Source organism: Vibrio sp. SCSIO 43086 (assembly GCF_051132235.1).
GTDB classification, from domain to species: Bacteria; Pseudomonadota; Gammaproteobacteria; order Enterobacterales; family Vibrionaceae; genus Vibrio; species Vibrio diabolicus.
In genome coordinates, this window is sequence record NZ_CP072678.1 from 23,003 (window position 1) to 37,646 (window position 14,644).

General features: G+C 44.3%; 13 protein-coding genes. 8 read left to right on the forward strand and 5 right to left on the reverse strand.

Features of this window, described 5'->3' with window-relative positions; genetic code table 11:
• The first annotated feature begins 46 nt into the window (after positions 1-46).
• From J8Z23_RS16395 to J8Z23_RS16405, 3 genes are all read left to right on the forward strand, one after another.
• A complete protein-coding gene (locus tag J8Z23_RS16395) occupies positions 47-1,783 on the forward strand; it encodes a hypothetical protein (protein ID WP_434635539.1) in 1,737 nt (578 codons plus the stop codon).
• The gene (locus tag J8Z23_RS16400; protein ID WP_434635541.1) at positions 1,780-2,511 is read left to right on the forward strand and encodes a DUF3726 domain-containing protein; all 732 of its coding nucleotides are present in this window, start codon (positions 1,780-1,782) and stop codon (positions 2,509-2,511) included. Before J8Z23_RS16395 ends, J8Z23_RS16400 begins: the two co-directional genes overlap by 4 nt.
• Before the next feature lie 144 nt (positions 2,512-2,655).
• Positions 2,656-3,033: a nuclear transport factor 2 family protein gene (locus J8Z23_RS16405; RefSeq protein WP_048625191.1), complete on the forward strand. Its 378-nt coding sequence runs from the start codon at positions 2,656-2,658 to the stop codon at positions 3,031-3,033.
• Positions 3,034-3,115: 82 nt separating this feature from the next.
• Here the strand turns inward: J8Z23_RS16405 and J8Z23_RS16410 are convergent, their stop codons facing one another.
• Both J8Z23_RS16410 and J8Z23_RS16415 read right to left on the reverse strand, forming a co-directional pair.
• On the reverse strand, positions 3,116-4,111 hold the full coding sequence (locus tag J8Z23_RS16410) for an ABC transporter substrate-binding protein (protein ID WP_046873632.1): 996 nt from the start codon (positions 4,109-4,111) through the stop codon (positions 3,116-3,118).
• Positions 4,112-4,252: 141 nt separating this feature from the next.
• Positions 4,253-6,487, reverse strand: a complete 2,235-nt coding sequence (locus tag J8Z23_RS16415; RefSeq protein ID WP_434635542.1) for a hypothetical protein — start codon at positions 6,485-6,487, stop codon at positions 4,253-4,255.
• A gap of 429 nt (positions 6,488-6,916) precedes the next feature.
• On the opposite strand from J8Z23_RS16415, the gene artP reads away from it, so the two are divergent.
• From artP to J8Z23_RS16440, 5 genes are all read left to right on the forward strand, one after another.
• A complete protein-coding gene (gene artP / locus J8Z23_RS16420) occupies positions 6,917-7,645 on the forward strand; it encodes an arginine ABC transporter ATP-binding protein ArtP (protein ID WP_101911867.1) in 729 nt (242 codons plus the stop codon).
• Between the two features lie 88 nt (positions 7,646-7,733).
• Complete coding sequence (locus J8Z23_RS16425; RefSeq protein ID WP_005390934.1) at positions 7,734-8,477, forward strand: arginine ABC transporter substrate-binding protein; 744 nt, start codon at positions 7,734-7,736, stop codon at positions 8,475-8,477.
• 1 nt (position 8,478) lies between these two features.
• Positions 8,479-9,168, forward strand: coding sequence for an arginine ABC transporter permease ArtQ (gene artQ / locus J8Z23_RS16430; RefSeq protein WP_053808019.1), 690 nt, complete (start codon positions 8,479-8,481; stop codon positions 9,166-9,168).
• Entirely contained in the window at positions 9,165-9,833 is a 669-nt protein-coding gene (gene artM, locus J8Z23_RS16435) for an arginine ABC transporter permease ArtM (RefSeq protein WP_048625186.1), read from the forward strand. The genes artQ and artM overlap by 4 nt, the downstream gene beginning before the upstream one ends.
• A 138-nt stretch (positions 9,834-9,971) precedes the next feature.
• Complete coding sequence (locus tag J8Z23_RS16440) at positions 9,972-10,544, forward strand: protocatechuate 3,4-dioxygenase (RefSeq protein WP_434635544.1); 573 nt, start codon at positions 9,972-9,974, stop codon at positions 10,542-10,544.
• 74 nt (positions 10,545-10,618) lie between these two features.
• Here the strand turns inward: J8Z23_RS16440 and J8Z23_RS16445 are convergent, their stop codons facing one another.
• The 3 genes from J8Z23_RS16445 to J8Z23_RS16455 form a co-directional block, all read right to left on the reverse strand.
• Complete coding sequence (locus J8Z23_RS16445; protein ID WP_434635545.1) at positions 10,619-12,274, reverse strand: ABC transporter substrate-binding protein; 1,656 nt, start codon at positions 12,272-12,274, stop codon at positions 10,619-10,621.
• Between the two features lie 329 nt (positions 12,275-12,603).
• Positions 12,604-13,221, reverse strand: a complete 618-nt coding sequence (locus J8Z23_RS16450; protein ID WP_085343652.1) for an OmpA family protein — start codon at positions 13,219-13,221, stop codon at positions 12,604-12,606.
• A gap of 5 nt (positions 13,222-13,226) precedes the next feature.
• On the reverse strand, positions 13,227-14,540 hold the full coding sequence (locus tag J8Z23_RS16455) for a TolC family outer membrane protein (protein ID WP_048625183.1): 1,314 nt from the start codon (positions 14,538-14,540) through the stop codon (positions 13,227-13,229).
• Positions 14,541-14,644: the final 104 nt, after the last annotated feature.

Consider the following 14,644-nt stretch of genomic DNA (forward strand, 5'->3'; position numbering starts at 1 on the left):
GCACAAACCCTAGTATTCTTACAATAACAAATAGGTGGTGAGCAAAATGGATGCACATCGTTCTACTTATACGGAAGCAACTATGCGCGACGCAGCGATTGTCATGGCAGCCGAAAGGCTTGGCGCAATGCACCAAAACCGAATCAGCTTTGTTCGTAGTCTGATTCGTAATATGGCAAGCCAAAACTGGCAAGTAACCAAGCATGAGTGGCAACTTTGTCCGCGTGGTTATGGTCACGTTATTTACAAGTTGACCACGCCAGAGCACGTTTATCATTTGGTGGTGTTCTGTGATGAAATTGCTGATGACGAGCGTAATGACCGCGTCATTGCTGAAAAGTGGGACGTCACATTCGCACTGGTTCAAGGCGATGTTGATGTTACTTTGTTGGAAAGATTGCGAGCAAATGTACCGCTGCAAGAAGCGGGACGCAATCCGAATAACGTGCTTGTTCTGGCTCGCGCAAACAAAAGCGTGCGTGTGTTTGAACACATTGTTAGCGCCCTTTCTCAAGGCAAGCAGCCCGAGCCAAAAGAGCTGGCGGAAGTGGGGTATATCCTTCGTACCACTGCTGTGTATGGTAACGGAAAGTTTGGTATCGCCGATTTCAAACTGTTAGAGAATAACCCAGATTTCAGCCAGTCTTTTAGTGCGCAAATGTGTGCCGTATATATGTTGCGTGAATTCAGCCTGGATTGGGTGCACTACCTGGCACTTCAGCAAGGAGGCGACAAAGCGGTGGCTTTGCATCGTGGCTTGCAGCGCTACCTTGGTGTCGGCAATGCGACTGGCTTAGGCATGGCTCCATACTTGATTAATCACCCGTGCATCGTTGACCAATGGATGACCTCTCGCGAGCGTGCGGTAGCGCGAGTTTTTGCGATGCCATGTGAAGCTTCATTCCATGCTCCTTTGCAAGGATTACTACAAAAAGCGCAGCGTCATTTAGAGCAAGTCATCACCATCAATGAACATCAAGACAGGCTCAATCATCAAGCGACAGCAGACATCAAACAACTGCTATCGGAGCTAACAACGTTAATGGCATCACATCCGAACTGGGCGAGTTTGGTCGAGCAAAAGAAAACAATGAGTGTGGAAGCCCAAGAAATCCTCACCTCTTGCTTGATCGAACTCTACCCATCTTTGGTGGACGAATTTGCCAGCCAAATGAATACGGATGAAACGTTATCTATTCCGGGCGGGAAAAAGATCCATGACTTACTTGAGGTGCTGCAAAGCAAATACCGCTGGGCGATTAATGCGGATTACTCACTAGCCGAGAACAACTACTGGTTCTGGTATCGCTCACAAGACAAAGAAGAGCCAAGGCTTGGTGTTCGTGGGGAAGAGGCAGGAGAAGAAAAAGAATTGCCGCTTGATATCGGCAGACAAGTGAATCGCTTGTACCACGCCTTGCTTGGTTGTGATGAAGAAATGTCCGTAGCAGAGTTTCTATTGCAAAAACCGGCTTATCGTTCGATCACACGTCGCGTATGGACGTTAGGTAACCGTGCGATGGGGGATATTCAAATGAACGTGCTACGCCAAGATGCACTGCCAATGCACTTACTGCGATGTAAATTGGCGATCTTTGGTGCGACTAAGTTTGATCCGCGCTCGGATCGTTGGGTTCGAGTAACTTTCTTCCAAGGCGCGCCGTTGTTGGATGAAATTCACGATCCTAAACTGGCGGACACATGGATTTTCCCGAGCATGCCGCCGCGTGACGAAATTGCGCAAAGTGACAATCAAAAAATCAATGGAGGATTTGCATTATGATCGTCTCTCACAACGAATTGGTGGCCGCGGTTAATAAGGCATTTCTTGGCATGCGCCGTCACTGTGGTGAGGCGGATGTCATTGCGAATATGGTGGCGGACTTGCAAATGGTTGGCTTGCACGGGGTGCGCCACTTTAATAACGCCAGCCTGTTTCTTGGTTTAGATTCGGACTGCGCTGTATCGGTGACCAACAGCACGCCATCGAGTATCGAGATGGATTTGCACAATGGCAGTGTGGCGTGTCATTTACCCGCCGTGTTGGATTTCGCACTTGAGAAAATGATCAACAGTAAGTCGATTACTATCACGTTGAAACAGTGCCATAACCGCTGGCTCGGCTTTAGTGAGCTGTTGAAGCTCTCTGCGAAAGGCATCGCATGTCGTGCGCAGTGGGTCAATGGCACGAGCCCGAAAGGGATACTTTATGTCTTAAATCGTGGTTGTGTTGCTCCTGAGGTGTTTTTCTCGGATCAGTTTGATGGGCATGATACGGATTTGCATAGTATGGTTATCGAACTCTCTGTGAACGATTTTGATATCGAGAAAAGCGCACAGGGATACACCATTCACATTGAAGGCGATGAGTTAAGCAACACGCAACAAGCCTCTTGGCAAAATGGTATTTTTGTCGAAGACCAAGAGTGGGAAACATTGAAACAAACCGCAACCGCATTGCTAGTGGAGAACAGTGAGCGTTCCATGCAGGGCGCTGGTGGTGTGGTTTAAGCTCTGAAGGGACAGCGATTCCAAGTTTCAAGTGATGAAGGCTGCGGTTTAGCGGCCTTTTTTGTGCGCGATGTTCGGTCACTTCTTAGGTTCTAAGGCTATGATTATCGTTAAATACCAAGTAGAGCGACATAGGGAAGAAAAATGGACCTGCAAGAGAACAAAAGAAATGCCATTGCGTTTTACGAAACCGCCTATCGAGGTAATCCAAAAAAGGCAGTTGAAGACTACGTTGGCGATGAGTACATTCAGCACAATCCATTAGTTGGAAATGGCCCTGAGGCTTTTATCGAGTATTTTGAGCGGATGCAAAACGAGTATCCCAATAAAGACATTACGTTTGTGCGAGCCATTGCTGAGGGGAATTTGGTGGCACTACACACTCACCAAACATGGCCTAATGATATTGAATACGTGACGATGGATTTCTTTCGTTTTGATCATAATGGGAAAATCGTCGAACATTGGGACGCTCTGCAAGAGATTCCTAAAGAAACATTGAATGGTCACACCATGTATTAACGAATCGTTGATTAGCCTCCAATACTATTTATTCAAACGGTATGGGAGGCTAAATTATTTGGTACGAGTTAGACGTCAATCACTAGAGCGCTTTTTCGATCTTCATCGCTACGTCTTCAGATACCCAACCTTTCCATAAGTCAGGGTAGGTATTAAAGAAGTAAAACATCGCTTCTTCACCGTCCGCGTAGTTATCTTCCATCCAGGCCAGCATTTCACTCATTTGCTCGTTGGTAAATCCGCGTTTCTGCAAGTACGCGAATGCTTGGGGTTCTTTGCTCGCAAACGCCTCAGTTGTTACTGTGCGAACTGGAGAAGGTGGGTACATTGTTACTTTTGGTGAAGCGCAATCAGGCTGGGTGGTACAGTTGCGATACTCTTCCAGATCCGTTCCGCTACCAAAATCCACTTTGACCATATCATACTTGCCCAATACGGGTGTTGGTGACCAGTAGTAACCAAACCAAGGCATTTTGCGATCATAGGCTTTGGCGATGGTGCCAGCTAATGCTGCGCCAGAGCCTGGGTCAACCATCTCAAAGCCGTGCTCACTTAACCCTAATGCATTAAACAAGTGACCGGAGGTGATTTGGCATGTCCAACCAGCAGGGCAGCTATAAAAGGCGAACTTGTCATCATCCTCAGGGTGTTCAAACAGCTTGGCGTGTTTAATGACGCCTTCTATCGTCGCGAGCTCTGGATACTGTTTTACCAGATAGGCGGGAACCCAAAAGCCTTCTTCACCGCCATTGACAAGCGACTCACCAGCGATGCGCAAGCGTTTATCCGCAATGCCTTTATCAAGCGCTTCTTTAATGCCGTTTGTCCATAACTCTGGCGCAACGTCAGGTTGTCCCTTTTCAATCATAGAGGTGCCCGTAGGAACGCTATCACCAGGGATCAATTCCGCATCGCACTGGTAGCCTTCATTTAAGACAAATTGGTCGATGTGCGCCATTAAGCTGGCCGAATTCCAATTCATATCCGCGATGGTTATTTTTCCACATTCATCTGCATTTGCATGAGTTGATAATGCTGATAGCAGCAGAACAGAGAGCATTGAAGGTGTCGTCTTCATGTGACTGAATTTCCTTGTCGTTGTCATTTACTTCAGTATATACATCGGTTTATAAAGATTCAGTGAACAAGGTTTTTTCAGTGACGTTAAGCATAAAAACGGCTATTTATGAAGCGTTTAGTGAGAGTGGTTGAAAGGGAGTTAATACAGCAAGAACACCCCTTCGTAGCCGCCGATCTCAATGTGAGAAACATAGTCGCCGATGTTACCGTCTTGATCTACAGGTCGCATAGGCTCTGGAAGTGCGATAGTTATCTTCGGTGAGGAGAAGTAATCGATATTCTTGCCAAAGAAATCAGTCCGATACAGCACTCGGCCTTTGGTGAATTCTCGGGCTAACACCATCTCCGTAGGGCCATGCATCACTACCGTATCGTCTGAGCGATACGCAAAGTACGTATGGGTTGGTAACAATTCGATAGCGCCATTAGGCAAGTCAGGATGAGCCACTTTGCTCATAGAAGCATCTCCAATCACCGTGTAATCGGCGGAATAGGGCGTGCTGGTGGACATCATTAGCGGAGTCGCCTGATACCCATCTGGGATTTGATTGGCTGGTGTACCTAAATCAACGGCAAGCAAGGTGCTAGGTTGATAAGCAATATTCTTTGGTACGCCTGCCTTCCAGAAGTTGTCACCTGTTGTGTTATTACTTCCATATAAGTAGCCATTGTTCCACTGATTAAAGTAACTGCGCTCAGGGTGATAGTTTAAGTAGAACACCGCTAGTGCAGAATATTGGTCCTGCTTCCAATTGTTTTCTGTGTTACCAAAGTATTGAACGCGACCATAACGCGTTGTTGCTTGATAAATCACTTTCTGGCCAACTTTGGCGAGAGAAGAGTTGTCCCAAAACTTAGCCAAGCCAGCATAGCCACTAAAGCCGGTAGAAGGGAAAAGGTAATGCTCGCGCAAGTACAAGGAGCCAGCACCAACCAAGTGGTTTTGGCCGTTACGACCGAATAAGTTGGCCGCGCCTATGTTGAGGCCAATTAACGCATCCGCATCCAGCGTCGCCAATTTGTTTAAGAACGCCGAGAATTGCGCTTGGTACGCATCGTCAGCAGCTTGGCTACCCGCCACCAAACCAAGCTCATCCACCGTACCACCGGAATAAACGTAGAACTGATTTTCTCCGAGTAACTTATTCGTGTCGTCGTTGTACGCACCATTTAAACCTTGTTTCGCCCATTCAGCTTGGTAATAGTGGCGCATTGTATTGGTAAAAACGGGATTGCCGAGATTGGTCAATGCCCAAGAAGAGGTTTGATTCCACATACGACCAAATGGAATAACCCGTGACTCCCAACGAAATCGTGCCGTTGCATTCTTATTCGAACGGTTTTTGTATTCATGCCAAGAAAGATAATTGTCTTGGTTTCGATCTGCAGATTTGTCGAAGCCACGAATTTGTCGCCAGCGTTGAATGGTTTGACCTTCAGGTGTCTCCGTTGGTGCTCCTGAGACATTGACGACAGGGAAGCTATCTTTGAGTTGAATGTTTTCGAGACGTGGGCGGTTTTCTATGTTGTCGTCATGCCAAGTCACTCGCGCCACGTATAGACGGCCACCATCGCGTAAAAAAGTGGAACCAAAGTACTGACCGCCACCATAGGTTTTTCCGCTACCATCATGCGTTGTTGCGCGAACCCAATCCGAAGGAACAGACCAGTTTACTGTTTGGTCTTTGGTCATGCCCTGTGTTCTATCTTTTTTAATATCAAAGGGCTTCCACTCCGATACCTGACCAAACGAGTCGATAGCAGAAGGGTATTCAATTATGAAGTTGCCACCTTGAGCAAACTGGGAAAACGTAAGGGTTAGGCGGTCGAACTTCTCTGAGTGATAAACATAGAGGGCACCACCATTATTCGCCTGACCGAATACATCAGCATCCCATGGCGGTGGTTGATATAGCCAAAAACCGGCGTGGTCAGCGCTAGTCGTATAGCCAACGATCATCGGTTTTCGATTGAGTAAGGTATTTTCACCATTGCTTGAGTCGACTTCAGCTAGGATAGTGTCTTCCGAAAAATGAAGAAAAAAGTCCTCATAATCGATGTTATTTATTTCTGCTTGGTTACGTATATCGTTTTCCAGCCAACCTGAGTTAAGTTCCAGCTTTTGGTTGTACATGTAACCAAGCGCTTTTACACGCTCGTTATCACTCTTATTTTCGTAAGCTCCAAACACGATATCGGCATTATCCAACTCCCATTCAAGTGCAGCGGCAGCAGAGATAGGCTTATCTTGAAGATCAATACCCTGTTCATGCAACCCAGGTAACACGATTGCTGTTCTACTCCAAACGTTGGGTACAGAAAGCAAGCTCAGAGAAGCGAGTGTAACGAGAGAAAAACAATGCGACTTCAACATGGAGTTATCCCATTAATACTTAGATGACTCAAATTAAGAGTCAGAGTACAAAGAGAAATTATAGTCCATTCGCGAAGCCGTAATCAGTACCCCGCCGATTGAGGATTTTACAGGAAAATCAACAGGGGATGCTGTGCAAAAATGAGCGGGTGTACTTGGAATAGATCATCCTCATAGACTCAAAGCTTCCTCTACACGTCAGCACAAAAGTAACCACCATTTTAACCTTGTTTCGGTCGTCACCATGTTGTTGGATTTTTCTTCAACAAATTCAGTTAAAACTAACTCTTCAAACCAGTCAGATACTCTGTCTTGGTGGTTGCTGATCATACAAAAAATTAACAAATTAAATTTTTATACATTTTTATTGCATAAAAAGTCCAATTGAGTAATATAAATACCAAGTGACAATTAATGCGGTATGTCAGCATGACTATTCAGGTAAGCGGAATCAATAAATCCTACGGTGAGACACAAGTGCTTCACGATGTCAGCTTTAAGTGTGAAAGCGGGGAAACACTGGTTTTACTCGGTCCAAGTGGCGCAGGTAAGAGCTCTCTACTGCGTGTTCTTAACCTTCTTGAAGGCGCGGATAACGGCAAGCTAAACATCGCAAATGATGTTTTTGATTTCTCTACTGAAATCAAAGAGAAACAAGGTTTAGCACTTCGTCGTAAAGTAGGCATGGTGTTCCAGCAGTACAACTTATGGCCGCACATGACAGTGATGGAGAACCTGATTGAGGCTCCGGTAAAAGTATCTGGCATGGATAAAGAAGAAGCGAAGAACCAAGCAATGCAAATTCTCGCAACGCTGCATTTGGCAGACAAAGCGGATGCATGGCCGATGCAGCTTTCTGGTGGTCAGCAACAACGTGTGGCGATTGCTCGTGCATTGATGATGAAACCGGAAGTCTTGCTTTTTGATGAGCCGACCGCTGCGCTTGATCCGGAAATTACTAACCAAGTCGTTAAGATTATTAAAGATTTAAGCGAAACTGGCATCACCCAAGTCGTAGTAACGCATGAGGTCGATTTTGCTAAAAAAATCGCTAGCCACGTACTGTATCTAGAAAAAGGATACATCGTCGAGCACGGCACAAATGATTCGTTTTCTAACCCGCAAACCGCCCAGTTTGCTGACTACCTAAATCACTAAATTACGTTTTTAAAGTTCAGTCTATTTAACAGATAAGCTCGGCTGTCATTGCGAGTGTCAGCCCACTAAGTACACACGGAGTATTGCAATGAAAAAGATTCTACTAGCTTCACTAATCGGCCTTTCTTCTGCAACTATGGCAGCAAACGCAGCAGCACAAGAAGAGATCAAATTCGCGATGGAAGCAACTTACGCACCGTTCGAATACATGGATGAAAACAACCAAATTCAAGGTTTTGATGTGGATCTGGCGAACGCACTATGTAAAGAAATGGAAGCAAAATGTACCTTCCACAATCAATCTTTTGACAGCCTGATCCCTGCATTAAAATTCAAGCGCTACGATGCGGCTATCTCTGCAATGGATATTACTGAGGCGCGTTTGGAGCAAGTGAATTTCACGAATGCATACTATGAAAACTCTGCAGCGTTTGTTTCTATCAAAGAAAAAGTTGCTGATCAAAAAGCACTAGAAGGTAAGCGCGTTGGTGTTCAAAACGGTTCAACACACCAAAGTTACCTGATTGAGCAAATGCCGGGCGTAACAGCGGTTCCTTACTCTAGCTACCAAGACGCATTCATCGATATGAAGAACGGTCGTATTGATTCTGTATTTGGTGATACAGCAGTCGTAGCTGAATGGTTCAAGAAAGAAGACAATCTAGCATACGTGGGCGAGCACGTAACCAACCCTAAATATTTCGGTAACGGTTTCGGTATCGCAGTAAACAAAGGTAACGATGAGCTAGTGAACAAGCTGAACACGGCACTGAAAACAGTGAAAGCGAACGGCGAATACGACGTAATCTACAACAAGTACTTCGGTAAGTAATATGGCACTAACGGGTTACTCTTTATCGCTTGTTCAAGCTAGTTGGATGACTGTCCAGCTAGCCTTCACAAGCCTTTTAGTCGGTTTGATTCTGGCAGTGGTATTCGCCAGTGGTGAAATGTCTCGCCGCGTTTTCGTTAAATGGCCAATGACGGCATTTGTGACGATTGTCCGTGGCTTGCCAGAAATCCTTGTCGTGTTGTTCATCTATTTTGGTTCGACGCAGGTTCTGTTTTTAATCACCGGCGACTTTATTGAAGTTAGCCCGTTTTTGTCTGGCGTGGTGGCGTTGTCGTTAATCTTCGCTTCTTATGCTTCTCAAACTCTACGTGGCGCGTTAAAAGCCGTTGGAAGAGGGCAGAGAGAAGCAGCAAGTGCACTCGGCGTCAGTCAGGCACATGCTTTTGTTCGCATTGTTTTGCCACAAGCAGTAAGACACGCGCTACCAGGTTTAACTAACCAATGGTTGGTTCTGTTGAAAGATACCGCGCTTGTATCACTGATTGGCGTAACGGATTTGTTGAAACAAGCGCAGCTAACGTCTGCTGCGACGCATGAAGCTTTTACATGGTACGCAACCGCTGCGGCGATTTACCTAGGCATCACTTTGATTACACAACGTGCCGTCAAACTGATTGATAAGAAGTTCTCAATTCAAGGCATGAGCATGGGACAGGAGGCAACCGCATGAACGAACAACACGTTTGGCAAATGGTGGATGGCTTAGGTACTAGCCTTCAATTAACCGCCGCTTCCTTGGTTGTCGGCTGCCTCTTAGCTTTGATGATGACGCTGACTCTGATCCTACGTACTCCGGGTTTGCATTGGGTAAGCCGTGGCATCATCACCTTGTTTACTGGTACGCCTTTGTTGGTACAGATCTTCTTGGTTTACTACGGTCCGGGTCAGTTTGATGTAGTGAGAGAAAGTGTTTTTTGGACATGGTTAAGCCAACCTTGGTTCTGTGCGATGTTAGCGTTAGCGCTTAATACCGCAGCGTACAGCACTCAGCTGTTTAAAGGCGCGTTTAACGCGATTCCTTCTGGTCAATGGCAAGCGTGTCGTGCTCTAGGGATGAACAAAACCGCAACGCTAAAAGTGCTGCTGCCATACGCTATTCGTCGTGCCGTTCCGGCTTATTCGAACGAAGTGATTTTGGTCTTCAAAGGCACGTCATTAGCGAGCACGATCACGATCATGGATCTGATGGGTTACGCGCAGCGCATTAACGCACAAACTTACGATACGTTGACGGTATTTGGTATTGCAGGCGCATTTTATTTAACCGTAAATGGTTTGCTCACTCTTATCTTCCGTCAGGTAGAGAAGAAAGCACTAGCCTTTGAAGCCGTTTAATTATTAGTAGCTAATTTGTAAATGCCTCTGTTCAGCGTTGCCCTGAACAGAGGCATGTTTGTTTTAGTGTACTGCTACGCTGGAAAAATCATCAAGAATCACCAAACTTAAGTAAGGCAAACAATCACTGGTGATGATATGGAACGTCGACACTTCTTAGCTTTATGGTCGCTAATATTTGCGCCTTCGCTAAAATCCGCTAGCCCAATGAAGCCGACACCGCCTCAAACGGAAGGACCATTCTATCCCGTGGTTCCAGTGCCATTTCGTCAAAATTTGATTTTGCAGTCGAAAGGTCTTATTGGTGAGCCCATTTTTCTTCAGGGTAAGGTAATGGATAAAGCAGGAAACCCATTGTCTGGAATGAAAATAGAAATATGGCAATGTGATGGACAAGGCATCTATGAACATCCGAATCAACCTAACAATAATAAGTTTGATCCTCACTTTGCAGGCTTTGGTGCAGTTTTAACTGACGAAGATGGGAATTACCTTTTTCAAACGTTATTTCCGGTTCCATATAGCTCTCGACCTCCCCACATCCACGTAAAATTGTGGCGTGGAGAGAAAGAGCTGTTAACGACTCAGCTTTATTTGAAAGGGCGAACTGGTAACGAGTGGTGGGGCGGAAAAGCCCGTGATTATTTGCAGTTTGAGCCTGTCAACATTGATGGTCGTGTCGTCGGTGAGTTCAATTTTGTGCTCGCTTAATGCGATTAAGCATTATTTTGAAAACTCACATCGTAGATTACAAAAGTAATTAGCAAACAGAAGCTTCTAACAGATTAGTCTTGTCCGGTTCTGACTCTTAGTTTGTAGAAATCACTGTACCCAGATTTACGGAGTTGAACACCGCTTACACCTTTCGCTCTGGTGATTTTTTCTTGCCCCCAGAACAATGGTAAGATTGTTGTATCAGCTCTGAGCTCCGAGAGTATTCCCTCCAAACGTTTTTCAGGCGTGGGATCTGAGACTGCATCGTGTACGTGATTAACATGCTGTTCAAATTCATCAGAGTGAAGAGCAAATCGAATACCTGTACCTGTTAATAGCCACTCATAAATTCCATAGGTTAAAGGTGGCTCAATGACATCTTCGACAAAGAGCAAGTCGGCTTGTTCTTTTACAAGTTGAGGATTACTAGCGTCAGTTAGCTCCACAAATTCTACATGCAACCCAGTTTGACGGATTAAATCTACGATCCATTGGTTCGCTTTACTTAAATAATCAATCGTCCACTTTGGATGGGTTATGACTAACGTTCCCTCAAGCTGAGGAACACTCTCGTTGTGAGAGTTATCATCGAGAATGTGCATCGTTTCCAAGCCATTCGCTTTGGCAAATTCAAATCTACGACTCTCGATAAAAGAAAATAGGCGCTGCCAAGTTTGCTCGCTTAGTGAGCACTCGGCGTGACGATTACGTGCTAGAAAAGAAAATGCCTGAATCATATAACATTCGGTATCGTCAGTTTCCTGATTATAACTGATGTATTGATCCAGCTCAGTCCCTTGATGAGAGAGCGTTATTTGCTCCAATAATGCCTTTTTTGCGAAATAGTTATGATGTTTCTTCAGTACTATTTTGTTGGTATCCCAATGCCTAAGTACAAACGGGCCAGTACCTATTGTGATACTGCGACCTTTAAAGCTCTTCTGACGTCGAGTAGTGATAGACGCATTTGCGGTTGCTAAGCAGTAAATGAATAAGTTATTAGGCTGCTTTAAGTCAATACGTATAGCTTGTTTGGCATTATCGAAGCTGATACGAGTGACTTGCTGAAGTAATTTTTGGACGGGGCCATCTGTTGTAACGAGCTTATTTAAAGAGTGTACGACATCTTCTACTTGTAATGTTAGCCCATCGTGACAGTAGATATCAGGGCGGAGCCAAATATATATACAACTGCCTTCATTTTTGTACTCACAAGCGAGGTGATTTTTTAATTGACCGTAGTGATCAACGGTAAATAGGGTGTCATACAAGCTGCGTATTACCTGCAGTTCTGAAAAGCGATAAGTCAGTGAAGGGGTTAGCTCATCTACCCAAGGATACTGGCTGACGATGAGTGTATTTGAATCTTTGTTTTCTTCTGAAACTTCTGCGAGTGCTTGGCTAAGTGCGCTTACAGCAGTGCTACGGTAATGCTCAAGTAACCTCGAGATGACGTCAAAGCTACCATTGTTGATTTCATTACGAATCGTAAAGTAGAGGGCTTGATGTATTGTTACCGTCACTTTTAGTGTGCTGGCTTTCCCACGGCCACGACCTGGCTCCCAATGGATCCAATTGTAGCTGTCAAGTATTCTCAGTATATTAGATATGTTGCGTCTAGAGGTTGAAAAAACCAGTTCTAAATCGTCGAGGTTTACCTGATACGTTTGAGAGTGTTTGTAATGTTTTAATAACTGGCTCAATCTACGAAGACATGTTTCTGTCATGTTTTATTATGTTTCCTCAATAGATGATTGATTTATTAAAGCTATATAATAAATTGATTTCATATTGTGGTGAAGAAAGGTGATTGCTTAAACCCCTCAGTGTTATTGATTGGCTTATCTTCTTCCCATTTAAAAGTATTGGTATTTTTCATTTTGACTCTAATATATTACTACTAATATAGAGTAAAGGCTCACTTTTTAATTTTTACTATAATATTAGTGAGTTATGATTAATGTTAGTGTTTGTTTTATTAGTTGTGTCTAATTAGTTAGGCGTAATGACATGAAAATACCCCCACTCATCTATGCAAATAAGCAGGGGTATAAGTTTATTTTACTTCTGGGAAGGTAGTGAATATCGTCCACTCATCTTTAACCATCCCTTGCTGGCCGACAACAGTGGCAGTAACGCGGCGGTTTAATGCGTGGCTGACACGATCCATACCCGGCTCTGCTAACTGTGTGTCGCCAAAAGCAATAATTGCGAGGCGGTCACCCGGGATTCCTTTTTTTATCAATAGATTGCGTACATTCTCTGCACGATGGCGAGATAGGTTTAAATTGTATTCTGCGCGTCCTACCTTACTTGCGTATCCTTGTATCTCTATAGAAGTGGTTGGATACTTTTTAAGAAATGCAGCCAACTCATCTATCTTGTTTTTAAAAATTTGGTTAATAAGAGCAGAGTCATTATCAAACAAAATCTTAAGTTGGTATTGCTCTTCTTTATGCAAATAGGTTTCACAACCATCATTGTCCACTTCTGCCCCTATTGGAGTACCTGCGCAAAGATCACGAGCGTTTATCACACCATCTTGGTCCAAGTCGTTTAGGTCAGCAATCTGATTCGCCTTTGGTATAGGAATGTACGCCAGCTCATCTTTTGCGTATGCACTATGATGACTCATTATGACTAAAGCCAGAGTGATTAGAAGATTCTTTTTCATTGTATTTAGTACTCCACCGATTGAGTCCACTCTTCCGGTATGTCGACGCGCAATGCGTCTAAAAGCTGCCCGGTTGAAGTCAGGGTTCGATATTGTGCGTATTGCTGCGCAAATTGTGTTTCTAAGTAGTTTTTGCGTGATTCAAACAACTCGTTTTCAGTGTTCAGCAGATCAAGTAGGGTGCGCTTTCCAATACGATATTGTTTTTGGTATGCAATAACGGTGTTTGACATGGAATCAACGTGTTGTATTAAAAAAGACTTTTGTTGTTTAGTCAGCTCAAGAGCGCTCCAAGAAAGGCGGAGCTCTTGCTCCACACTTCGGTATGCTCGCTCTCTGAGGTCTTTCGCTTTATTGAGTTGGTAGGCCATACTGTCACTGTTTGCAGAGTCTCGGCCACCGTTGTAAAGGTTGTATCGGACACGGAGCATTGCTTGTGTTTCAGAGTTGAGACCATTTACTCCTCCTACATCATCGTTCCAGCTTTGTTTCGCTTCAAATGAGATGACTGGGAAATAGTTTGCATCTGCTTGTTTATATTGGAACCTGGCAGAATCGACATCTGCGAGTGCTATTTTTATGACAGGATGATTGTCAAAAGCCTGCGATTGGGCCTCGTCTAGAGAATTGGGGATAAAGTTTTGGTCTGCGTGCGGAAAAATAAGGTTAGTTGGTGCTTCACCAACTAAGCGAAAGAATGCTGTTTGAGCGTCTTTATGGTTATTTTGTGCAGCTAAAACATTACTTTGAGCTTTTGCTAAACGAGCTTTAACCTGGTTAAGGTCGGCAACTGAGCCAATTCCTGACTCTGTACGCTTTTTAATATCAGTATAAATTCGCTTATGTGTGTTTAGGTTGCTAGTGGAAAGCGCAGTCAGCTTTTGTGTTTTTACTACATCCAAATAAGCTTTGATGACTTCTAACGCAACATTTTGGGCATCTGCAAGTAACTGATAACGCACAGACTCTGCATCTGCAGAGGTACGGTCAATGTCATATAGGGTTTTTGAACCATCCCAGATCAACTGGGTAAGAGTAATTGCCATATCTTTACGGGTCATCTCGGTATCACTCTTACCAGTAGAGTCGGAAGGGTGAATGCTCTCGTAACCGATACCCGCGTCAATATCGAGACTAGGTTTATATGCTCCACGTGATTTATCGATAATATAACGACTACTCATATACTCGTTAAACGCACTTTTGATATCAGGGTTCGTTGCAAATGTTGTCGCTATTGCTTGTTCTAAAGTTTGTGCGCTAGAAACCAGTGGTATTAGCAAACCAAAACACGCGATACTAATATTACTTAGCTTCACTAAAATCTCCCCAAATAATTTAACGCCAGTTATTTTTCAAAAATAAATATTAAAGATTACTAATGTTACCCAAGGCAAACGTTTCCTTTTGCTTGCTTTTTTGG